This is a genomic window from Collinsella aerofaciens ATCC 25986, from assembly GCF_964259375.1.
Lineage (GTDB): Bacteria > Actinomycetota > Coriobacteriia > Coriobacteriales > Coriobacteriaceae > Collinsella > Collinsella aerofaciens_BO.
In genome coordinates this window covers 104,816-127,030 of record NZ_CAXVJM010000003.1, presented here as the reverse complement: position 1 = coordinate 127,030, position 22,215 = coordinate 104,816, and the positions used below count along the sequence as shown (strand labels likewise).

21 protein-coding genes are annotated in these 22,215 nt (G+C 58.0%); 10 read left to right on the top strand and 11 right to left on the bottom strand.

Annotation, left to right across the window (positions count from 1 at the left end; genetic code table 11):
• Positions 1 to 132: 132 nt before the first annotated feature.
• The 5 genes from ACEXKH_RS02295 to ACEXKH_RS02275 all read right to left on the bottom strand — a co-directional run bounded on the left by ACEXKH_RS02295 (position 133) and on the right by ACEXKH_RS02275 (position 3,560).
• Positions 133 to 399, bottom strand: coding sequence for a ribbon-helix-helix protein, CopG family (locus ACEXKH_RS02295; RefSeq protein WP_195404320.1), 267 nt, complete (start codon positions 397 to 399; stop codon positions 133 to 135).
• Between the two features lie 8 nt (positions 400 to 407).
• Positions 408 to 674, bottom strand: a complete 267-nt coding sequence (locus ACEXKH_RS02290; RefSeq protein WP_195404319.1) for a hypothetical protein — start codon at positions 672 to 674, stop codon at positions 408 to 410.
• 57 nt (positions 675 to 731) lie between these two features.
• Complete coding sequence (locus tag ACEXKH_RS02285) at positions 732 to 2,018, bottom strand: hypothetical protein (protein ID WP_373572936.1); 1,287 nt, start codon at positions 2,016 to 2,018, stop codon at positions 732 to 734.
• Positions 2,019 to 2,435: 417 nt separating this feature from the next.
• Complete coding sequence (locus tag ACEXKH_RS02280; protein ID WP_373572935.1) at positions 2,436 to 2,681, bottom strand: glutaredoxin family protein; 246 nt, start codon at positions 2,679 to 2,681, stop codon at positions 2,436 to 2,438.
• Positions 2,682 to 2,732: 51 nt separating this feature from the next.
• Positions 2,733 to 3,560 carry a TipAS antibiotic-recognition domain-containing protein gene (locus tag ACEXKH_RS02275; RefSeq protein WP_373572934.1) on the bottom strand — a complete coding sequence of 276 codons (828 nt, stop codon included), beginning with the start codon at positions 3,558 to 3,560 and terminating at the stop codon, positions 2,733 to 2,735.
• Between the two features lie 140 nt (positions 3,561 to 3,700).
• Between ACEXKH_RS02275 and ACEXKH_RS02270 the strand changes: the two genes are divergently transcribed.
• The 4 genes from ACEXKH_RS02270 to ACEXKH_RS02255 all read left to right on the top strand — a co-directional run bounded on the left by ACEXKH_RS02270 (position 3,701) and on the right by ACEXKH_RS02255 (position 9,007).
• Positions 3,701 to 4,438, top strand: a complete 738-nt coding sequence (locus ACEXKH_RS02270; protein ID WP_373572933.1) for an SAM-dependent methyltransferase — start codon at positions 3,701 to 3,703, stop codon at positions 4,436 to 4,438.
• A gap of 152 nt (positions 4,439 to 4,590) precedes the next feature.
• Positions 4,591 to 5,805: a MalY/PatB family protein gene (locus tag ACEXKH_RS02265; RefSeq protein ID WP_373572932.1), complete on the top strand. Its 1,215-nt coding sequence runs from the start codon at positions 4,591 to 4,593 to the stop codon at positions 5,803 to 5,805.
• Positions 5,806 to 5,948: 143 nt separating this feature from the next.
• Positions 5,949 to 6,818, top strand: coding sequence for a substrate-binding periplasmic protein (locus ACEXKH_RS02260; RefSeq protein WP_373572931.1), 870 nt, complete (start codon positions 5,949 to 5,951; stop codon positions 6,816 to 6,818).
• Positions 6,815 to 9,007 (top strand): response regulator, encoded by a 2,193-nt coding sequence (locus ACEXKH_RS02255; RefSeq protein ID WP_373572930.1) that lies wholly within the window; start codon positions 6,815 to 6,817, stop codon positions 9,005 to 9,007. The genes ACEXKH_RS02260 and ACEXKH_RS02255 overlap by 4 nt, the downstream gene beginning before the upstream one ends.
• 69 nt (positions 9,008 to 9,076) lie before the next feature.
• Here ACEXKH_RS02255 and ACEXKH_RS02250 read toward each other — a convergent pair whose 3' ends face one another.
• Together ACEXKH_RS02250 and ACEXKH_RS02245 are read right to left on the bottom strand one after the other, a co-directional pair.
• The gene (locus ACEXKH_RS02250) at positions 9,077 to 9,556 is read right to left on the bottom strand and encodes a pyridoxamine 5'-phosphate oxidase family protein (protein ID WP_373572929.1); all 480 of its coding nucleotides are present in this window, start codon (positions 9,554 to 9,556) and stop codon (positions 9,077 to 9,079) included.
• A gap of 42 nt (positions 9,557 to 9,598) precedes the next feature.
• Entirely contained in the window at positions 9,599 to 12,403 is a 2,805-nt protein-coding gene (locus tag ACEXKH_RS02245) for an ATP-binding protein (RefSeq protein ID WP_373572928.1), read from the bottom strand.
• Positions 12,404 to 12,647: 244 nt separating this feature from the next.
• On the opposite strand from ACEXKH_RS02245, the gene ACEXKH_RS02240 reads away from it, so the two are divergent.
• From ACEXKH_RS02240 to ACEXKH_RS02230, 3 genes are all read left to right on the top strand, one after another.
• Positions 12,648 to 13,073, top strand: a complete 426-nt coding sequence (locus tag ACEXKH_RS02240) for a potassium channel family protein (RefSeq protein WP_373572927.1) — start codon at positions 12,648 to 12,650, stop codon at positions 13,071 to 13,073.
• A gap of 35 nt (positions 13,074 to 13,108) precedes the next feature.
• Positions 13,109 to 13,642 carry an LOG family protein gene (locus tag ACEXKH_RS02235; RefSeq protein ID WP_373572926.1) on the top strand — a complete coding sequence of 178 codons (534 nt, stop codon included), beginning with the start codon at positions 13,109 to 13,111 and terminating at the stop codon, positions 13,640 to 13,642.
• Positions 13,643 to 13,767: 125 nt separating this feature from the next.
• Positions 13,768 to 15,057 (top strand): chloride channel protein, encoded by a 1,290-nt coding sequence (locus tag ACEXKH_RS02230; RefSeq protein ID WP_373572925.1) that lies wholly within the window; start codon positions 13,768 to 13,770, stop codon positions 15,055 to 15,057.
• Positions 15,058 to 15,149: 92 nt separating this feature from the next.
• Here ACEXKH_RS02230 and ACEXKH_RS02225 read toward each other — a convergent pair whose 3' ends face one another.
• The 4 genes from ACEXKH_RS02225 to ACEXKH_RS02210 all read right to left on the bottom strand — a co-directional run bounded on the left by ACEXKH_RS02225 (position 15,150) and on the right by ACEXKH_RS02210 (position 18,456).
• Positions 15,150 to 16,025 (bottom strand): EamA family transporter, encoded by an 876-nt coding sequence (locus tag ACEXKH_RS02225; RefSeq protein ID WP_373572924.1) that lies wholly within the window; start codon positions 16,023 to 16,025, stop codon positions 15,150 to 15,152.
• A 450-nt stretch (positions 16,026 to 16,475) separates the two neighbouring features.
• Positions 16,476 to 17,174 carry an ABC-2 transporter permease gene (locus tag ACEXKH_RS02220; RefSeq protein ID WP_373572923.1) on the bottom strand — a complete coding sequence of 233 codons (699 nt, stop codon included), beginning with the start codon at positions 17,172 to 17,174 and terminating at the stop codon, positions 16,476 to 16,478.
• On the bottom strand, positions 17,171 to 18,052 hold the full coding sequence (locus ACEXKH_RS02215) for an ABC transporter ATP-binding protein (RefSeq protein WP_373572922.1): 882 nt from the start codon (positions 18,050 to 18,052) through the stop codon (positions 17,171 to 17,173). Before ACEXKH_RS02215 ends, ACEXKH_RS02220 begins: the two co-directional genes overlap by 4 nt.
• A 23-nt stretch (positions 18,053 to 18,075) precedes the next feature.
• Positions 18,076 to 18,456: a GntR family transcriptional regulator gene (locus ACEXKH_RS02210; RefSeq protein ID WP_373572921.1), complete on the bottom strand. Its 381-nt coding sequence runs from the start codon at positions 18,454 to 18,456 to the stop codon at positions 18,076 to 18,078.
• A 552-nt stretch (positions 18,457 to 19,008) separates the two neighbouring features.
• Here ACEXKH_RS02210 and ACEXKH_RS02205 point away from each other — a divergent pair.
• The 3 genes from ACEXKH_RS02205 (at position 19,009) to ACEXKH_RS02195 (ending at position 22,191) form a co-directional block, all read left to right on the top strand.
• Positions 19,009 to 20,622 carry a peptide chain release factor 3 gene (locus tag ACEXKH_RS02205; protein WP_373572920.1) on the top strand — a complete coding sequence of 538 codons (1,614 nt, stop codon included), beginning with the start codon at positions 19,009 to 19,011 and terminating at the stop codon, positions 20,620 to 20,622.
• A 156-nt stretch (positions 20,623 to 20,778) separates the two neighbouring features.
• Positions 20,779 to 21,501, top strand: coding sequence for a VUT family protein (locus tag ACEXKH_RS02200; protein WP_226812554.1), 723 nt, complete (start codon positions 20,779 to 20,781; stop codon positions 21,499 to 21,501).
• Positions 21,502 to 21,510: 9 nt separating this feature from the next.
• Positions 21,511 to 22,191, top strand: coding sequence for an SDR family NAD(P)-dependent oxidoreductase (locus ACEXKH_RS02195; protein WP_373572919.1), 681 nt, complete (start codon positions 21,511 to 21,513; stop codon positions 22,189 to 22,191).
• Positions 22,192 to 22,215: the final 24 nt, after the last annotated feature.

Sequence of the window (22,215 nt, the reverse complement as noted above, 5' to 3'; positions counted from 1 at the left end):
ACTACTCATTTAAGTGCGTCCCCAATGAGCGGTTGTGAGGGACCCACGCAAAAAAGCTGTACGTTAGCATCCAAAGATGTCGAAAAATGTCGACTTTGGATGCTGGCGTACACGTTTGGGTTCGGCGGGGGACTAGGCAATCATTGCATCGAGCGTAATGAGCTCCCTGATCCGCTCTGTGCGTGTCTGCCCATGACGCTTTGCCTTTGCGTCAAACGCCTCAAGAACCGATTCACCCACGCGTGCCGACAAAACAACGCTCGGCTCATCGGAGATCGGCGGCCTCCCTAACTTGATGGTGCGGCCCTTTGGCCACTCATCTTTTTCGTATGCCTCTGCTGCCTTTTCCAGCTCTCCGGGAGCAAACCCCATCATCTTCTCGAGCTGCTTAGCGTCCATAGCGCCTCCTATCGATCGACCCCGATTTCCCTGAGCACCTTGCGCGTAGGAGGGACAAGGGCGTGGTAAATGATGTAGCCATCTCGATCGGGGCAATATCGAGCGATGAGTTCCATGAGACGGCTTCTTCCATCAAGTCCAACGAGAACGTAATCGATACCTCCATTTTCAAGATCACGCCTGAACCATGCGAAAGCGGAGTTCCAGGCGCATGTAATATCCGTCTCCGTCAGCCCGTGCTTGAGGGCATGGGGGTGGATTGCGATGAGCTCCATAAGGGCCTCTCTTTTTGTATACAGTTTTGTAGACAAAAATGCAAGCAGTTAATAGGGTTAAGCGGCCTGTTTTGATTGGACTTCTCGATGTGAAATTGGCACCGGAGGCTCCAGCACTTCTTCGCTTCTCAGCTCGGAATGTGAGCGTCCGTTGAACTCCCAGAGGGGAGCGTCTTCATAGATTATCGAGAGGAGCTTGGAGACCTCGGCTGTTTTATTGCGTTCGTAAAACTCGGGCCGTACGATAATCAATAAGAAAGCTGCGTCTTCGGTAATTTGCTGTGCTGTCGGCATACCGTTGAGTCCAACGGAACGCAAAAGCTTTGTCATGATGAAATCGAACTCATCTTCTCTTGCATGGAGATCAGATGCCTTGAGCTCAGGGTCTCTCAGGACGTACTGCTTGAGTCGTTCGGCAGATCGACTGCACTTTATATGCCCGCAGATGACTTCGTCATAGCTGAGCCTTTTGATTGGAAGACGTTCGTGACCGGCGAAGATGGCTGCTGCTCTGATGCCAACGCGCCGTTCGCGCAGCGCACGCATCTCACCGGTGTATTCGCTGCGCTGTTCATATTTTCGATAGGAGTATCCGTAGTCATCATAGTAATAAGGGGCTTCATCGACAGCATCATCGAGCTCAGGCGCTATGAGATAGAGTTTTCTATCTCTGGATATGATGCAGGGATTGTCGATTTGCCCCGATTCGTTCCTGATTTGCCAAATAGTCTCATTTATCTCAAATCTCGAGACTGGATTGGGGGCACAGGAGTTGTAGAGCCCAATAAGTTCATCGAGCGAAATGATCCCGCAGGCATCTGTGTAGGCGCGGGCGAAGCGTCGCACTTCTTGATTTGATTCAAGCGTACGGCGCTCCCAAGCATCCAAAACGTCCTGCGGGCTTCGATAGCGGGCGTGACAATCGATGCGCAACGCGCTCCAATGGTTATCCGCGGCAACGTTCATCAGATCTAAGCGCAGATCTTTGTCGGCGATGTGAGCGAGCGACTGATAGTGTTCTAGATCAAGCTCCGGTCGAAAACCCATGTCTTCCGGAACAATTCGTGCGAGCTTTATGCAACGCTTGAGATAAGTCGGGCCTAGGCTTGGGCTAAAGTGCTGCTTGAGGTGGCAAGCGATGGGCGAGAGCAAGCCATTGAGATTGGAGATGGGGTATCCGGCAATCTCTTGCTCGAGACGGCGCCCGATGAGCAGAGCCCCTTCCGAAGAGGTCTCATGGTTGATACCTTTCTGGCCAAGGTGTTTGGCCTCGACAATCCTGCTGATATCTGAGCAGGTGTTTGAAATAATGTCGGGTGAAAGGGTTGGAATCTTTTTAGCCATAGCGATGCACTCCTGTGTGACTCACGGATAACGGAAACGTTTGGTTGTGAGTGCCGTTCTTTGATGGCGACGGCGAACAGGAGCGCAGCCTGTCTGAGATGGACGAGTGCAGTAACCACCGATCTTACTTACTGAGCTCGCTCCGGCGTGTCATTGGGGACCTCCACAGGAGCTCTCGACCAGTCTCATGCCTTGGGATGAGTATAACACAGTGAGCAAACATATGTTCTATAAATTTGAGAAACTGAATCCCTACCTACTCATTTAAGTGCGTCCCCAATGAGTAGCTGTGAGGGCCCACGCAAAAAGCTGTACGCCAGCATCCAAAGATGTCGGAAAATGTCGACTTTGGATGCTGACGTACATGTTTGTGCCGTATGGGTTTGTGCGTTGGGGCGGGCCGACCGCAATAACACGCTAGAGCAGGTTCTTCTGTGCCCAGGTGATGATGTCGCTCGATTCGTAGAGTGGCTTGCCGTCGATGAACAGGCAGGGAACCTGGCGCTTTCCGCCGACGGCGATGAGTGTCTGTTCGGCATCGGAGTCGGTTGAGATGTTGCGCTCGGGAATGGTCACGCCGTTATCGGCCAGAAAGCGCTTGACCTTTATGCAATACGGGCAGCCGGTCATAACGTAGAACACGAGCTCGTGATCAGTAGTCATAGGTCTCCAATCGGTTGCGGTTTTGATTGAAATACCCAAAGCCGCCGCGGTCTATGCGCACGTCAACGACGACTCGATGGCCTGGACCAGAAACGCCGTGGCTCCGGTGCCGCAGGGCTTGTCGTAGTAGTCAACAAAGCGCTGGTCGGCAAGATAGCCGTGGGCGAGGCCCAGGTACGCCTCGTCTTGGGGCTCGCATCCCCAGTTGAGAGCAATCCATCGACGGTGCATTGTAACCAGTTTTTGGGCTTCGTTGCTCTCTGGGTCGCCAATGCCCATGGCAATCGAGAGCTGGCCCAAAATAGCGCGTTCAAGTTCCTTCATGTCGTTCCATGTCTGAGGGTCCATGTCCAGCAGCGCTTCATTTGCTGCATCAATAGCTTCATCGCCATAGCGCGCCCGCGCTTCGGCGCCGTAGCGCTCCTCGTTTTCCTGCACGGTGCGCCAGCGCTCCAGTTGCGGCAGGACGGCGCCCATGAGTGAGACGGCTTCGTCGAGCGACATACCGGTGTTTTGTGCCAGGCGCGGGGCACAATCCTCGATCATTGCCTCCATGGTGGTGTCGTAGCTGTACTTGCCGTGGTCGTAGCACCACTTGCAGTAATGGTCGGTCGTGGCGCCTGTGGCATCGGTGCCGCAGTCGTCGGGCGTGAGGATCATGCCGCAGCTCTGGCAATAGCGCTCGGGCATTTCGAGCAGGTGGGACAGCGGCTCCCCGGTCACGGCGGCGATAAGCTTCATCATGTCGATGCCCGGCGTGACTTCGCCACGCTCCCAGCGGCTCACGGCTTGGCGCGTGACATAGAGCTTAGCGGCGAGTTGCTCTTGGGTGAGATTGTTGGCGCGACGGACGGCGATGAGTTTTTCTGCAAAGGCCATGATGGCTCCTTTCTGCTGCTTGTTGGCTTAAGCATACGCGGCGGCCGACGCCCTTCCAAGCAACCGTTGGTTGCAAACGGGGCCGCCGCGGTGGGGGATTGTGCGCGGCGCCCGTGTCCTTGTGCCGTACAATGACCGGCATGGAACCTATTGCACACATACACACCGACCTGCCGCAGAAGTTCGGCATTCCGCGCAACAGCTTTTTGGCGCCCCATCTTGAGGGGCGCATCGTCTTTGAGCCGGAATTTGCCTCTAACGCAGCAGTTGAGGGCCTGGACTCCTTCTCTCACCTGTGGCTGCTTTGGCGCTTTGAAAACGGAACGCCCGGCGGCACGGCAGGCGACATCGCCATCGATGCCAGGACGCGGGACAAAGCCGGCACCAACGGCAAGTGGTCGAAGACCGTGCGCCCACCGCGTCTTGGTGGAGCCGAGCGCGTGGGCGTGTTTGCCACACGCAGCCCGTTTCGCCCCAATCCCATCGGCCTTACCTGCGTCAAGCTCGATCGTGTCGAGCTTACCGACGACGGCCCCATCATCCATGTGCTGGGGGCCGACCTGCGCGACGGCACGCCCATCTATGACATCAAGCCCTACATTCCGTTTGCGGACTGTCACCCGGATGCGAGTGGCGGCTGGATTGAGGACGCCCCGTGGCAAGAGCTCGACGTCGAGTTTCCGCAGGCACTGCAGGAAATGGTCCCGCCCGCAAAGCTCGCCGGCCTGGTCGAGGTGCTCCGCCAAGATCCGCGCCGCGCGGGTAGCAAACACGAGCCCGCTCGCGTTTATCACTTGGCCTACGCCGGGCTCGACATATCGTTTACGGTCGACGGAACCAGGTTGACGGTAACCGCCGTCAATGACGCGCAGGATTAGCCGCCCATTCGTCCGCAGCTGTCAACGACGCGCAGGCCTAGCCGCCCATCCGCTCGCACCGCCAAATTCAACGCCAAACCCCATGCCAAAACCGCCTGCGCTGGTGGACAATAACGCCTACCAAAACAATCCACTTTGCACGGGAGCTTAGCATGAAATACGACTTTACTTCGCTTATCGACCGCCACGACATGGACGCCATCGCCGTTGACTCCTGGGGCGAGATCCCCGGCATGGCTCCGAATGCGCCCGACGAGGGCTTCGACCGCATCCCCATGTGGGTGGCAGACATGAACTTTGCCACGGTGCCCACGGTCCAGGAGCACATCATTGCGCGCGCTCAGCATCCCATGTTTGGCTATTTCCATCCGCGCGACGAGTACTTCGACCGCATCATCGAATGGCAGAGCCGCCGTAATGGCGTCGAGGGCCTGCTCCCTGAGCATATCGGCTACGAAAACGGCGTGCTGGGCGGCGTCGTGTCGACGCTGCGCGCCTATGTCCAGCCGGGCGACGCGGTGCTGGTCCACAGCCCCACCTACATCGGCTTTACCAAGTCCATCGAGGCCGCGGGCTATCGCATCGTCCACAGCCCGCTTAAGCGCGACGACCAAGGCGTGTGGCGCATGGACTTTGAGGACATGGAGCGCAAGCTCACCCAAAACCACATTCATGCCGCGGTATTCTGCTCGCCGCACAATCCTTGCGGCCGCGTGTGGGAGCGCGACGAGATCGAGCGCGCCATGGACATCTATCGCCAGCACGATTGCGTGGTGATCTCTGACGAGATCTGGTCCGACATCATCCTGCCCGGCCACAAGCATATCCCGACGCAGTCGGTGAGCAAGGATGCCCGTATGCGCACGGTAGCCCTCTATGCGCCGAGCAAGACGTTTAACCTGGCGGGTCTGGTCGGCAGCTACCACATCATCTACAACGAGACGCTGCGCGACCGCGTGTGCGCCGTGTCCGACAAGACGCATTACAACGAGATGAATGTCCTTTCCATGCACGCGCTCATTGGCGCCTACCAGCCGCAGGGCTACGCGTGGGTCGATGAGCTCAACGAGGTTCTCGAGGGCAACATCGATTACTTCTGCGATTACGTGGACGAGCATTTTGAGGGCGTGTCCTATGCGCGCCCGCAGGGCACCTATATGGTGTTCCTGGACTGCACCGAGTGGTGCCGCGAGCATGGCCACGATATCCAGTGGCTGCTCGACGAGGGGGCACGCGTGGGCGTGGGGTATCAGGACGGCCGTCCGTTCCACGGGCCCTGCCATATTCGCGTGAACCTGGCGCTGCCGCTTTCTCGCGTAAAGGAAGCGTGCGAGCGCTTGGACCGCTACGTTTTTAATGCGCAATAAGTGAGCGCTGCATGCGGGGCTTTTCTGCCGGTCCGGCTGGAAGGCCCCGCAAGGTAGCGCGTCTGTAATCAATGGATGCAAACATTGTTCTGTTTGTTATCATTTTGTCGTTTCAGTCAGTAAACAGGACCGTCTGGAGCTCGATGAAAAGACCCCGCCGCTCGGTTGCCATATCGATGTTTGTTGCGCTTGCAGTGGTGAGTGCCTTTGTCGTGGCGATAGCCGGCTGTTCCGGGTCGAATGGCGGAGCCCCGACGTCCGCATCAGAAGGCACGGCCACCTCGCAGGTCAACGACGACGGCCTTAAGACGCTCAACGTCGGCAGCGACCTCTATCCGCCGTTTGTGTATAGCGACGAGTACGGCAATATCGTTGGCCTAGATGTCGAGATTTTGACCGAGGCTTTGGCTCGTATTGGCTACAAGCCAAAATACCAGCTGATCGACTGGGAAAAGAAGAAAGAGCTGCTGGCGAGCGGCGAGCTCGATTGCGTTATGGGCAGCTTTACTATGACGGGCCGCGAAAGCGAATACCGTTGGGCCGGCCCGTACCTTGCGAGCCGACAGGTGGTCGCCGTCGACCCCGAGAGCGATATCTACACGCTTGCCGATCTTGAGGATAAGGTCGTGGCGGTCCAGTCCACCACCAAGCCCGAGTCGATTCTGCTCAATCGCACCAATGAAAACGTTCCGCAGATCAAGGAGCTCTACAGCTTCTCGGATCGCTCGTACCTGAACCCGGCGCTCGTCGAGGGCCTGGTCGACGCCATCGCCGCGCACGAGTCATCGCTGCTCACCTACGAAAAAGACTATGGCGTGACGTACCGCATTCTGAACGAGCCGCTGCTAGAGGTTGGTTTGGGCACCGCTTTCGATATCAACGATACGCGCGGCATCGACATTAAGCTCACTCAGGCCTACCAGGAAATGCTTGCCGCTGGCACCATGGAGCGCCTGGTGTCAAAGTACTTTGATGACCCTTCGCCATTTTTGAATATGGAGGGCCTGTCGTGATTAATGCACCCGACCATACCGCAGAGGAGCGGGACGATCGTTCGACTCGTCTATGGCTTCTTGCCGCCTTGTTGGGGATAGCACTCTCGGTTGCTGCCGGCATGTTGAGCTACGGCTACGCGACAGCCCAGGCCGAGCAGCGCTTTGGCGACGTTGTCGACTACGTGGCGACGCAGAGCCTTTCCTACGATGCGTTCAACAGCGCCTATGCGACCAAAAACCTGACGCGCGTCATGGAGATTGCCGGGGAGGCGGCGCGCGATATAAAGCGCGATGGATCGGTGGATAACGCAACGCTGGAGCAATATGCCGACCAGTTCAATGTAACAGCGCTCATCGTGACGGACGCATCGGGCAACGTGGTGTCCGAGTCCTCGACGGATGAGGTGGACTACGAGTCGCTCGCCGCGTATCTCAAAGAAGTGCCTGTGCTGGAGGTGGCGGCCCATCCGCTTAAGTCCTATACCGCTCGCATTACGCTTGCGGATGGTTCGGTCGCAGACATTGGCTGTGCGACCCGGCGCGATGACGAGGGCATCGTTGTCGCCGTGAGGCACCAGAGCGCCAAAGCGGTCGCGAGCAATACGCTTAAGCTGCAGAGCTTGCTCGATGGCTATGAGACCATCGATAGCGGCAATATCGTGATCGAAAACGATGGCAAGGTCGTTGCGACCAATGCCGTTGAGCCCACCATATCGGGCGCGTTCGATTTGCCCGCGACGGATGCCATCGTTATCAACGGCATTAAGGAGCGTTGCGTGGCCGGTAAGGTCAGATTGGTCAACGCCGATGGCAAGTGGTATCTGGGCACCTATGGTAAAGCGCGCAAATTCTACGTGTATACCTATGCCTCCGCGCAGCGTTGCTTCGAGGTCGTCGCCACTGTTGTTGCCGCCGTGCTGGTGCTCTACGGCGGTTCTATAGCCGCTGTTGTGATGGCGCGCCGTCGTGCCGAGCGCCAACGCTTGGCCGACCTGTTGGTACAGGAGCGCGACTATGTCGACAGGCTGGCAAAAGCGGCGCGTGAGGCCTCGTCCGCTAACTCTGCAAAGACGGAGTTTCTGCGCCGTATGAGCCACGACCTGCGCACGCCTATCAACGGCATTCGCGGTATGGTCGAGGTGGGCAATGCCAACGCAGACAACTTGCAAAAGCAGACCGAGTGCCGCTCAAAGATCTGGACGGCATCGGGGCTGCTGCTCGACCTTGCGAACGAGGCGCTCGATATGAGCCGTCTGGAGAGCGGACAGGTCGACCTGGACCTCGTGCCCACAGATCTGGCGGTCCTCAACCGCGAAGTGCGCGATATTCTGGAGCGCCAGGCCGAGGAGCGTCTGGTGACGATTATCTGCGACCAGCAGACGCTCGATCATCCCTATGCCCGGGTGAGCGTGACGCACCTCAAGCGCTTGTTGGTCAATATTGCCGGTAATGCCGTAAAGTACAGCCGCCGGGGCGGCTATGTTCGCGTGGAGTGCCGCGAGGTGGAGCCGGTGGATGGCGTCCCCGTCTATGAGTACACGATTGCCGATAACGGTATTGGCATGAGCGAGGAGTTCCAGCAGCACCTCTATGAGCCGTTTTGTCGCGAGGAGCAGCAGGTGGAAGGCGCTTCATCGGGAACTGGCCTGGGTGCGCCTATTGCTAAACAGTTGGTCGAGCTTATGGGCGGAACCATGAGCTTTTCGAGCATCTTGGGGCAGGGGACGACGTTTACCATCCGTCTGCCGTTTGAGAAGTGCACGCGCTCCGAGATCCCTCAGGCAGTGCGCGTGGACGCGGGGGACGGCGATGCGCTCCAGGGCTTGCGCGTTTTGCTCGTAGAGGATAACGACCTGAATGCCGAGATCGCGCAGTTTACGCTCGCCCGCGCCGGTGCCGTCGTGACGCATGCCAAGGATGGTGAGTCTGCCGTCGAGATGTTTGCCGCGAGCGCGCCGCGCGAGTACGACGTGGTGTTGATGGACATCATGATGCCGGGCATCGATGGCCTTGAGGCCACGCGTCGGATTCGAGCACTCGATCGCGATGATGCCGCGACCACACCGATTATCGCCGTGAGCGCCAACGCCTTTGCCGACGATCGCAGGCTTTCGCGTGAGGCGGGCATGAACGCGCACCTGAGTAAACCAGTGAGTTCGCAGGAGCTCGTTGAGGCGCTTGCGCACATAGCCGCCGACGCTTCATAAGCATATGGCCCGGTTCCAAGGTGGGTTGGAACCGGGCCATATTGCTATTGATGAGGCTTGCTGAGGGGCTTACTTTTCATGAATCTGCTTACCGCAGAGATGCTCAATCGTAATCTCGTAGAGTTGGACGCCCTTGATGTCTTTGGCGATTTCCTCCTCGACTTCTTCGGCGGAAGGGTAGTACTTAAGCGCGAGCTGGCGGACTTTGTCCTCGATAAATGCAGGGGTGTCATCTACCAGGCGACAACGGCCAAAGACCACGGTACTCATAACGTAGGGAGCCCAGTCATCGTCCTTGTACCACTCGTTGCCGTAAACGGTAAAGCAGACTTTGTCATCGCGCTTGAGTGCGTCGACCTTGTGGCCGGCTTTGGCGCCATGGAAATAAATCTTATCGTGCTCGGCGTCAAAGAAGTAGTTGACGGGAATGGCGTACGGGTAGCCATCGTCGCCGTTGACGGCAAAGACGCCGCGCTTGCAGGTAGCGAGCAGTTCGCGCGCTTCCTCGTCAGTGATGGCGCGTTTCTTTCGACGTAAGGGCCTAAACATTATTGGCATCCTTTCTGGCTGTGTGCGGTGGTTGAGCACAAACTATAGCGAAACAGCTCCGTTTTTCTTGATGCGGGCGAGCATGTTTTTGAGCTTGTTAAAGTCGAGCGGCTTGGGCAGGTGAGCGTTCATGCCGGCATCGTGTGCCGCCTGGGCATCCTCGGCAAAGGCGTTGGCGGTGAGCGCGATGATGGGGATATCGGCCGCATCGGCCTTCCCGCTCAGACGAATCGCGCGGGTTGCCTCGTAGCCGTCCATGCCCGGCATCATGATGTCCATTAGAATCGCATCGAAGCTACCCGCGGGACGGCCAACGTATAGGTTGACCGTTTCGTTGCCGTCGGCGGTGCGAGTTACGACGATGCCCTCGCTTTCGAGCAGAGCCTGGGCAATCTCGGCATTGAGCTCGTTATCTTCTGCCAAGAGGACGTTCATGCCGGCAAGCGAGCAGCTGTTTGCCTGGCCGTTCGCACGTTCTCTTGCCTGAGGGGTCTTGTCGATATCGAGCGGAATCTGGACGTCGAACGTACTCCCCGCGCCAACCTCACTCGAAATCTCAATCGTGCCGCCCATCAGGTCAATAAGTGACTTGACGATTGGCATGCCCATGCCGGTTCCCTGGAACTTGCTGCGCGCATCGTCACCTTCCTGGGCAAACGGCTCATAGATATGCTTTAAAAACTCGGGAGCCATGCCAATGCCGGTATCCGAAACGCTAAAGCAAAAGAGCGCGCGCCCATCATCGAGTGGCTTGGTCTGTGAGCTAAAAGTGACGGAGCCGCCGCGCTTGTTGTACTTAATGCTGTTGTCTAGCAGGTTGATTATGATCCGTCGGATATGGGTGGGACTGCCGATCATGTATGGCCCCGTGGCGTACGGCAGGCTATTGTCCTGCATTGTGATGCCGTTACCGGACGCGCGGAGCTTGCACAGCACCAGCGCATCGTCACAGAGCTCTTTGAGGTTAAAAGGAGCATGTTCCAGTGTTAGCTTGCGGTCTTCGATTTTGCCCATCTCGAGGATATCGTTGATCAGCGAGAGCAGGTGATTGGCGGCAACACGCGCCTTGGCGCGGCTTTCGCGGGCGACTTGCATATCGCCGTCTTTCAATTCCTCAATTTCGATAAGACCCAGGATGCCGTTGAGCGGCGTGCGGATGTCGTGACTCATGCGCGTGAGGAATGCTGTCTTAGCGGCGTTGGCGGCATCGGCTTTTTCGCGCTCGGTTCGAGCGCGCACGAGCGCCCAGATGAGCAGGACGATGCCGACCGACAACATACCGATGAGGATAGCGGCAATGGCGGTGCGGTTGCGATAAAGGAATCGAAGCGTGTCGGATTCCTGGGCTGTGTACGACGTGGAGGAGTAGTTGCTTGCGGAGAGCGATTCTCCGGCATTGATGATGCCCTTGTTGATGATTCCCAGCAGCTCGGGCTTTCCGCGCGAAATCCAGCACGAGAGCTCACAGGTGCCAGGGAGCTCGACCGTCTCGTAGCCCTCGAGATCATGACGGTCGCCGATGGTTTTTACGCGTGAACTGGGAGCGACGATGCAGTGCGCCGTTCCCTTCCTGAGGGCGTCGAACACTTCATCGTCGGATTGGTATTCGGTTACGGTCGCTGTGGGGAACAGACTTTCAAGTGCATTTTTGTTGATAAACGATGATTTGGTACAGGCGATGTTCTGAAGGTCTTTGTTCAGGTTGCTGCCGGTGTGGATGGCGGTGAGGGACATGGTTCCCAACGATACCGACTGCACAACGCCTGTTTGCTCGGCAAGCCAGTAATCTCGGTATACCGGCAGCGCAACGTCTATGCTTCCCTTTGACAGGGCCTTTGACATCATCTTGTAGCTATCAAAGGCGACGGTTTTGACCGTAATGCCAAATTTATCGTGCAGCGTCGTCGCAAGCGATGCGAGCGAACCTTCCATTTCTCCGTCTTCGTCTTCGTTACAGTAGGGGAGTTTGCCCGTAATGTAGCCGAGCGTGATGGTGTTGTCATTTGCTTTGAGCCAGGAACGTTCGGGGCCGTTGAACGATGATGAACCGCTGTTTTGGGCCGAGTAGTTAGATTTGACTTCGTCGATATAGCGTGGGTTGACGCGGGCGATTGCCGTCATGGCGGCATTGATGTCGTCCATCAGGTCAGGGCGGCTTTTGGGGACAGCAAAATAGTAGTCACTCGAGCCAACGTAGAACATGGGCGAGGCATCGGGCGACGAAATGGTGTCGTTCATGATGACGGCATCGACTTCGTCGTTTGCGAGCGCGTCAAAGAGCATGGAGCCCCCGTCATACTCCCTGTATGTGCAGGTGATGCCTTCGTTGGCGAGCCATTGTTGGCCGACGGCGGTTTGCATAACGCCGGGGTTGCAGCCGATGGTAAGGCCCTGGAGCGCTTGGGGGTCACCCTTGGCCAGGTCGTCGCGATCGGGCTTGGCGTAGATGAAGTAGCGCTCGGTGCCCTCGGGGTTCGAGGAAAAGAGCAGCTTTTGGGCGCGTTCCTCGGAGTAGGAGATGTTGGGCATGAGGTCGATTTCGCCTGCCTCGAGCATGTCCATAAGCTCGGTGAAGGTGCCGGAGACGTATTCGTACCGCCAGCCGGGCGTGTAGTACGACAGGGTCTGGAGGTACTCGTAACCCCATCCCGAGAGACGCTCGCCGGGGATGCCATCCTGGAAGCCCTCGTTGTTGACGAGCCAGCCGACGCGGACCGTTTTGACTTGCTGACTAGAGTCATCGGCAAAAGCCTGGACAGGCGCGATAGAACTTAGTACGGCAAGCGCGGCAAGCACAATGGCCAGAGCGCGATATATAACTGAACGAAGGACAGTGGCAGCTCTCACATGCAATCCTAACGAATCGAGATATTACCGCACAAGGATACCAGCTCAGCCTGACTAGTCGGCAGCTGCACCGCTAAACGCTCCCGCCCGGCAGTCATTGGGGACGTTCTTAAACGACTAGTCATTGGGGACGTTCTTGTTTGACTAGTCATTTAAGAACGTCCCCAATGACTAGTTTCGTTTGCGGGGGAGGCGTGGGACAATACCGAGCGAACGTGATTGGTTGTCCGTGGAAGGGGTCGCGATGAAAAAGCTCAAGACGCTTGCTGACGTGTTGCGCCAGGCAGGCTTCGTGCGCATTACGGAGCTGTTCCTCGTCTTCTATCTGCTGTGCTCGACGGCCGTTTGGCTGTCCGAGCCCACGACCCTTACGTTTGGCGATGGCCTGTGGTTTAGCTTTGAGACGGTCTCGACCATCGGCTTTGGTGACATTCCGGCCGAGACACCGGTTGCCCGCGCCATTACCGTCATTCTGAGCGTCATCAGCATCTTCTACATCGCCATGCTCACGGGCGTGGCGGTGAACTACTGCAATACGCTTATCAAGATGCGTCAAAAGGACACCATGACACGCTTTATGGATGATCTGGAGCATTTGGAAGAGCTCAATCACGACGAGCTTGCCGATCTTTCGCGTCGCGTGCGCGAGTATCGTCGACGCCAGCGCTAAGACGAACGTCGTGCGCCACAACAGGGGGGCCAAATATGAACATCACCGTGTACCTGGGTGCCAACACTGGCAATGACCCAGCGTTTCTGCCCGCGGTGCAGGAGCTGGGCAACTGGATTGGCGCCAACGGACACGCGCTGGTATACGGCGGGTCCAAATCGGGCCTGATGGGCGCGCTCGCCGATAGCGTGCTCGATGCTGGCGGACGTGTGACGGGTGTTGAGCCGAGCTTTTTTATCGAGGCTGAGTTTCAACATGACGGTATCGACGACCTTATCGTGACGAGTGATATGGCGGAGCGCAAGGCCAAGATGATTGAGCTCGGCGATGCGTTCATCGCCTTTCCCGGTGGGACGGGCACGCTCGAGGAGATTGCCGAGGTCATGTCCGCGGTGTCGTTGGGGCACCTGAGTGCTCCATGCATCCTGTATAACCTGGACGGTTACTACAACGACCTCAAGGCGCTGCTCGAGCACATGATTGATAAGGGCCTATCGAGCCCGCGGCGCCAGCACGGCATCTACTTTGCCGACGATTTGCGCGAGATTGCCTCGATTATCAACGGATAAGCCTTGAGCCTGCCCCACTATGGCTCCCAATGGTGCCGTTTGCGGCGCAGACGGTTGGCTCGTTCGGGCAACGCTCGCTCTACAATAAAACGTAACTATGTCGACTTTGACCGCGGGAGGACCCGATGGATAACCTTGCCAAACCCACAAACCGCGCGCTGTTTTTAGTTAGCGTTGCCGTGACCGGTGCGTTCGCAGGTGCCGCGGTCTGGCTGTTCTTTTTCGCGATGGAGCACGGTATCGACTATCTATGGACCGAGATTCCGCACGCGCTGGGCGTCGCTTCGCCCGAGCTTGCCAGTGGCCCGTTTGGCTTTTTGCCGTACCCGTTTTTTGTCTGCCTGCTGGGCGGCCTGTTAATCGGTCTGTACGAAAAGATGACAGGCACCAAGACTGATGGCCTCAACCAGGTGATGGCTAAGGTTAAGCAAGACGGGCGCTACCCGTACGACAACCTGGGCAAGCTTTCGCTCGCGGCATTACTGCCGCTGCTGTTTGGCGGAAGCATTGGACCGGAGGCCGGCCTGACCGGCGTTATCGCGGGTCTGTGCAGCTGGGTCGGTGACCGTATGCGCCGCTTTGGCGCCGAATTTAGGGAGCTCACGCTGCTGGGCACCCAGGCTGCCCTGACGGCGCTCTTTACCGCGCCCGTCTTTGGCTTTGTGGCGCCGCTTGCCGGTAGTGCCGACGGCGACGAGGGCTCCGCGTCCGGCGAGATCACCATCAAGCTGCCCAAGGCGCAAAAGACGGTGGTCTACGGTATTGCGATTGCCGGCGGTCTGGGTACCTACCTGCTGCTTGGCCAGCTTGTGGGCGGCGGCATGGGCATGCCCAGGTTCGAGTCCGCCGAGGTGGGCAACCTAGAGCTTACCTGGCTCGTCCCTCTGTCGTTGATCGGAACAATCTGCGGCTGGCTGTACTTTGTCTCTGAGCACGCGAGCGAAGCGCTTGCCCATGCAATAGGGGAGCGTCCTGTCGTCAAGGCCATGCTAGCCGGTCTGGCGCTCGCCATCTGCGGCACGGTCCTGCCCTACACCATGTTTGCCGGCGAGACCCAGGCCGACGTGCTCATGGAAACCTACTTGACCATTCCCGCCGGCGTGCTTATCGCGACCGGTCTGGTCAAGGCCATGCTGACCCCCGCCCTCATCAACCTTGGTTGGCGCGGCGGCCACTTCTTCCCGGTTATCTTCTCGGGCGTAAGCCTAGGCTATGGCCTTGCTATCCTCACCGGCGCAGATCCGGTCTTTTGCGTCGCCGTCTGCACGGCATCGACGATGGGCGCCGTCATGCGTCAGCCGGTCATGGTCGTGGGCCTGCTGCTCATGTGCTTCCCGCTCAAAGGCATCGTCTGTATGATCATCGCCGCCGTCATCGCTGCTGGTATTCCGCTGCCCAAGCCGCTGCGCAAGTAGTGCGGTGACGCACGGTCGATACAAGCACCCTAGGCCCGGTGTGGCGCTGTGTCATGGATTTGCGAGCGCCTAGATCTCGCTCGGAATCGGCGCTATTTCCAAACCGCGAGCGCGGCGGTGCCCAGTACGATGAGGGCGAGACCGATAGCGCTGCGTCGCGAGACTTTTTCGTTGAATGCCAGGCGCGCAAATAGTACTGATACGACAATCGATAGTTTGTCGATCTGCACCACGACGCTCACCTGGCCTGTGGCGATGGCGTAGTAATAGAGCAGCCACGATGCTCCGGTCGCGATGCCCGATGTTGCGAGAAATGTGAGTTCGCGCCGGTCAGCGTGCGCGACCTGATCCAGTTTTCCCTTGGCTGCCACGATCGCCCATGCCATAACCAGTACCACGCAGGTGCGGATTGCCGTGGCCAGGTTTGACTCAACGCCTTCGATGCCAACCTTGGCAAGGATGGACGTGAGCGCCGCGAACACGGCGGCGCCGAGGGCGTAAGCGAGCCAGGTCCGGTCTTGCTGCTGCTCGGGTCCGGCAGACTGCTTCTTCTCGATCATTAAAAACGTGCCGAGGGTGATGACAGCGGTTCCCACGAGCTTAACCGCAAGGTTGCTCGTCTCGCCAAAAAGTACGATGGCGATCAGTGCGGCGAGTACGGTGCTCATCTTGTCGACCGGTACGACCTTATTGACGTCTCCGATGCCCAACGCCTTAAAGTAACAGATCCACGAAGCACCGGTAGCGAGTCCCGAGAGGACGAGAAAGAGCCAGGATCTGGGTTCGATGCTGCCGATGGTTCCAATGGATCCAGAAATGCCCGCCATTGCCCAGGCGAAAACGAACACCACGCAGGTGCGAATGGCCGTCGCGACATCGGAGTCGGTCTGCTTGATGCCGCATTTGGCCAGGATAGATGTGATGCCGGCAAAGAAAGCCGACACAAATGCTGCTGCGACCCACGACACGGGTGAAATGCCTCCCCAAAGAACGACCGCGCCAGATTTACGGCGCTCGTCCGATGATACCGTCCCGCCATGAAGCTTTGATATTGCTGTGGTGAGACAGGGGCCATAGTTCGAGAGGGCATTTGGTTAAGGCTCGAATCGAAGGTGAATGGTTTTCCGCGAAGTGAACGAGTAAATCTGGACCCCTGGAACATGCACGCTTTTTTCGAACAAAACTGCAGGATTCTTAGACAAAAACCGCAGGAATTGAGTCCTTAAAAATGTCGATGCTACAGGGCACTGTTTTTACTCGTTCACTTCTCGGAAAAGTATTCACCTTCGATATGCTGACGGTGTCTTTTTGGTTGCCAAGAACTAGACGGCCTGCTGTGAGGGGCGGTGGTGACGCCATGCCGCCTTGTTTCATTGAAAAAATAAGCGGGGTACCACCTAAGCTTTTTTAGCTGTCGATTACAGGTCGCGTGCTCGATAAACCTTGGTGCTGACGGTGTAGCTGATTGCACATAGCGCGAGGGCAAGTGCGGCGATGCCTGCACACAGACAGCCAAGGACGGCGGGATCGGGATTCGCTCCGGCAATCGACATGAGCCAGTTGCTGATGGGGTTGGAGGAGCTCAACGTGGCAATGGCAAGGCACCAGAGCAGGGCAAACAGGCCGACGGATAGGCGCAGCGCCTCCATGTGTCCAAATCGGAAGAACAGCGGCTGTGCCAAAAACACCATCATGAGGGAGATGAGCATCGATGCTGCCGAGGCTATAGCGGTCTCAAAGACCGTCTGTCCCGTCGAGGGGATGCCCACGCTGTTGAATAGCGGGATGGAGACGATGCTCAGAAGCGCGGCGGCGCACGCCATGACAGCCGAGAAGACAATAACGCTCAGGTAGCGTGCGCAAATAATGTCTTTGCGCGAGAAGGGCAGCGTTGCCCGATAACGCTCCCAGCCATTTTGATTGTCGAAGCCGGCCAGCGAGTTCATGACCATGATGGGCGACATGGCACTGACCGCGCAGGCGCCAGCGCTCATGCCGGAATCGCCATCCGACGCGTTGACGAGGGTCAACACAACGAAGATGAACAGGCTGACGCCCGCGATGCTCGGGATAAGCGTGCGAACGATGGCGAGCTCGGACATAAAGGCGCGTTTCATTTCGAAGCCCCTTTCAGCATGAGGCGCAGGTAGTCATCAATGGTTGCCCGATCGCAGGGAATCTCTGGGAAGGCCTCGAGCGTTTCGCGACGGTTGGGCACGAGTACGTCCACGCTGTAGGCGTGGCGGGCGGCACGGGCACCTTCGACGCAAGCCATAAGCTCGGTGGCCTGTGCCTGAGTGCAGTGGGCGATGCCGGCGCGGTCGGTAATGTCCTCGCGCGGCAGGTCAAAAATGATCGAGCCATTATCGATGCAGATGACGCGATCAGCGGTGCGATCGAGGTCGGACGTAATGTGGCTCGAGAGCAGCACGCTGTGCTGGCCGTCGGCGACAAAGGCAAGCAGCTCGTCGAGCAGTTCCTCGCGCGCCATGGGATCAAGGCCTGCAGTGGCTTCGTCCAAAACGAGCAGCTTGGCATTGTGGCTGAGTGCGCAGGCAAGCTGCAACTTCATGCCCATGCCGCGGGAGAGGTCCTTGACCTTTGTCTTGGGATCGAGGCCAAATCGGTCGATGAGGCTGGAGAAGGTGTCGTGGCTCCAGGTGGGGTACGCCGGGCTTACGAGTGCCTCAACTTCGGTCACCTTGAGTGTGGAAGGGAAGGGGCATGTGTCCAGCACGAGGCCGACACGAGTGCGCAAGCAGCACTGCGCTTCATCGGGCGCGCCGGTGCCACAGCGCTGCCCAAACAGGTGCACCTCGCCGGCATCGAGCTTTATAAGCCCGAGAGCAGCTCGAATGGTCGTCGTCTTGCCGGCGCCATTTGCGCCCACAAAGCCGACGATCTGGCCGGGCTCCACAGCGAGCGTGACATCACGCAGCGAAAAACGGTCGCTCACACGGCGTGAGATGCCTTTGAGTTCTAAAAGGTTTTGCATGGTATAGCCTTTCTTGCAGATGGCTACTGCATGGTTTCGGGGGCTACCAGGTCGAGCATCTCGTGCAGCTTGTCGCGCGTGACGCCCAAGGCTTCGGCTTGGCTTGCCGCTTTCGCAAGCAGCTCTTCGATATGGCAGAGCTGGTTTTCACGCAAGAGCTCCTGGTTGCCCTCGGTGACAAAACAGCCCTTGCCCTGCACGGTGCAGATAAACCCGAACTGCTCCAAGTCGGCGTAGGCGCGCTTGGTGGTGATGACGCTCACGCCAAGATCGCTCGCGAGCGCACGGATGCTGGGGAGTTTGGCTCCCGCAGCGAGCGTACCCGAAAGGATCTGAGCTTTGACCTGAGAGGTTATCTGCTCGTAGATGGGCTTGTCGCTCGAATTGGATAGGATGATGTCCACAGCGGCTCCTTAGCTGTTGGGCTACATGTGTATATAACCGGTAAGCACAGTATATATACACTATGCACAGTTATGCAAGAGCTAAATACGGATTGTCCGCTCGTTCATTCATCTCAATCTGTAACATCTGGAACCGATTTGGACGGTTACCTGTTACAGATTGAGATTTTGCTGGCGGGCCCCACCTGGTTGTCTCAATCTGTAACAACTGGAGAAGATTTTGGCTGCTAGATGTTACAGATCGAGACATTGGCCACCCGTCTATCCTTATATCTCAATCTGTAACAGATGGACCCGTTTTGAGTGGCTAGATGTTACAGATTGAGATCTTTCTGGGACGCCCACCTGGTTGTCTCAATCTGTAACAGGTATAGGTTCAAAAACCGTCTAGATGTTACAGATCGAGACAAACTGCTGCGGAGTGCCGCCATCGACTGCTACTCCATGCCCCAACTGATGAATTTGTCCTGATAGGTGCCCTAGAGCGGAATTTCGCGGCTACAATAGTGCGGTTACAACGACGTAATGCACTCAATGCAAGAAAGGATCCGCATGGCAAGCCTGTCGGATGAAATCTCGTCGCGTCGCACATTCGCGATCATCAGCCACCCGGACGCCGGTAAGACCACGCTTACCGAGAAGCTGCTGCTCTATACCGGCAGCATCCAGACTGCCGGCTCGGTCAAGGGCAAGAGCTCGGCCAAGCATGCCGTCTCGGACTGGATGGACATCGAGAAGGAGCGCGGTATCTCCGTTACTTCCTCGGTTCTGCAGTTCACCTACAACGGCGCCTGCGTCAACATCCTCGATACCCCTGGCCACCAGGACTTCTCGGAGGATACCTACCGTACCCTTATGGCCGCCGACGCCGCGGTTATGGTCATCGACGGCGCCAAGGGCGTCGAGGCCCAGACCAAAAAGCTCTTTAAGGTCTGTACGCTGCGCCATATTCCCATCTTCACCTTTGTGAATAAGCTCGACCACGAGGCTCGCGATCCGTTTGAGCTCATGGAAGAGATCGAGAACGTCCTGGGTATCAATACGTATCCCATGAACTGGCCGATTGGCAGCGGCCGCAACTTCCGCGGCGTGTTCGACCGCCAGACCCGTCGCGTTATCGCCTTTGAGGGCGACGGCCACGCCAACGCCACCAAGAAGGTCGCCGAGGTCGAGGCTGAGCTGGGCGATCCCGCCATGGACGAGCTCATCGGCGAGGAGAACCATAAGAACCTGATGGACGACATCGAGCTGCTCGATGGTGCCGGCGACGAACTCGACTTGGATGCCGTGGCCTGCGGCAAGCTGAGCCCGGCGTTCTTTGGCTCGGCGCTCACCAACTTTGGCGTGGAGCCCTTCCTCAAGGAGTTCCTGCGTCTGGCCCCGACGCCGCGCGCCTATACCGATACGCTCACCGGTGAACCGGTCGATCCCTGCTGCGACGACTTTAGCGGCTTTGTGTTTAAGATCCAGGCCAACATGGACAAGAACCACCGTGACCGCATCGCCTTTGTACGCATTTGCTCGGGCAAGTTCGAGCGCGGCATGGATGCCTTCCACGTGCAGGGCAACCGCAAACTTAAGCTTGCCACGGGCACCTCGATGATGGCCGATGACCGCGCCATCGTGGACGAGGCGTACGCGGGCGATATCGTGGGCCTGTTCGACCCGGGTATCTTTAGCATCGGTGACACCGTGTGCTCCGGCAAGCGCCACGTGCAGTATCCGCAGATCCCGACGTTTGCCCCCGAGATGTTCGCTCGTATTACGCAGGTCGACACGCTCAAGCGCAAGCAGTTCGTCAAGGGTATGGAGGAGCTTGCCCAGGAGGGTGCCATCCAGATCTTCCGCGAGCTGGGTGCCGGCATGGAGAGCGTCATCGTGGGCGTGGTCGGTGTGCTGCAGTTTGAGGTACTCGAGCGCCGCCTCAAGGCCGAGTACCGTGTTGAGGTTCGTCGCCAGCCACTGCCCTATACGGACATCCGCTGGATCCAGAACGACCCCGACACCATCGATATCCCGGGCCTTTCGCTCACGCGCGACACGCTGCGCGTCGAGGACATGCGCGGCGGTAAGCTGTTGCTGTTCACGAGCCCGTGGAACGTGGATTGGGCTACCGACCACAACCCCGACCTTATCCTGTCGGAGTTTGGCAACGTAGCCTTTTAATGCATCGGCGCGGTGGCCCTGCGGGGCTGCCGCGTCGTTTGCTTGCCTGATGCCGTGTGAGCGGCTATTATACCCACCGTCGTCTCAAGACCGTGACGTCCGAGCAGTTCGGGTCCGATATCCTGCTCGTTAAACCTAAAACCAAAGGAGTACATAATGATCAAGAAGGTCATGGAGGACTACAAGGTCCTGTTGCGGAGCATTCCCGCGGCAACGGTTTCGCTGTTTTTTGTGAGCGTCATCATGATGAACCTGCTGGCCAACAAAGAGCTCATCAGCCTGCCGTATCTGGCACTCGATTGCGGCTTTGTGGTGAGCTGGGTTTCGTTTTTGTGCCAGGACATGATCTGTAAGCGCTTTGGCGCCAAGGCATCCATCAAAATCTCTATCCTCGCGCTGCTGGTCAACCTGGCCGTGAGCCTGTGCTTTTGGGCATGCTCGCTCACGCCCGGCATGTGGGGCGCCTACTACGACACGGGTATGATCGAGGTCAACACCGCCCTTAACGCCACCATCGGCGGCACCTGGTACGTGGTGCTGGGCTCTTCGCTGGCAATGCTCGTTTCTGCCGTGGTTAACTCCACGCTCAACCAGTCGCTCGGTCGTATGCTCAAAAAGAATAACTTTGCGAGCTTTGCCTTCCGCTCCTATGTGTCCACGGGTGTTGGCCAGTTTATCGACAACCTGGTCTTTGCCATTGTGGTAAGCCACACGTTCTTTGGCTGGACGTGGGTACAGGTCCTTATGTGCTCGCTGACCGGCGCTGTTGCCGAGCTGCTGTGCGAGGTCTTCCTGAGCCCCGTGGGCTACAAGGTCGTGCGTGGCTGGGAGCGCGAGAACGTGGGCGCCGAGTACCTCGAGCGCCACGCAACCGCCTAAGGAGCAAGTATGCGGGTTTTGATCACGGGCGCTTCGGGCGGTATCGGAGCCGCGTGCGTGCAGCGCTTTTTGGACGAGGGCCACGAGGTCGTGGGCTTTGATCTGCTACCGGCGGCGATCGATCACGAACGCTATCGCCATCTGATCGTTGATGTCCGCGAGCCTAACTCGTTTCCAGGCGACCTTGAGCCTCAGGTAATCGTGAATGTTGCCGGAACGCAGGATTCGGCCGACGACATCGCCTCCAACCTGCGTGGCACCATCAACGTGACCGAGCACTATGCCTTTGTGGGGGAGGGGCTTGCCGCCAAGCCGGCGCCTGCTATCCAATCCGTGGTCAATGTGGGGTCGGCGAGCGGACATACGGGATCGGAGTTTCCCGCCTATGCCGCCAGCAAGGGCGGCGTCATCGCCTACACCAAGAACCTTGCAAACCGCCTGGCGCCGCAGGCCATCGCCAACAGTGTGGACCCGGGCGGCGTTATCACGCCGCTCAACCGTTGCGTGATGGAAGACGAGCACCTGTGGAACCAGATTATGGAGCTCACGCCGCTTAAGCGCTGGGCTACCGCCCAGGAGATCGCTGAGTGGATCTACTTTGTGGGCGTGACCAACCGGTTTATGACCGGGCAGAGCCTGCTGATTGATGGCGGCGAGGCCGGCCGCACACAATTTATTTGGCCCGAATAGTAAAACGCGCCCGATGGCAAGATT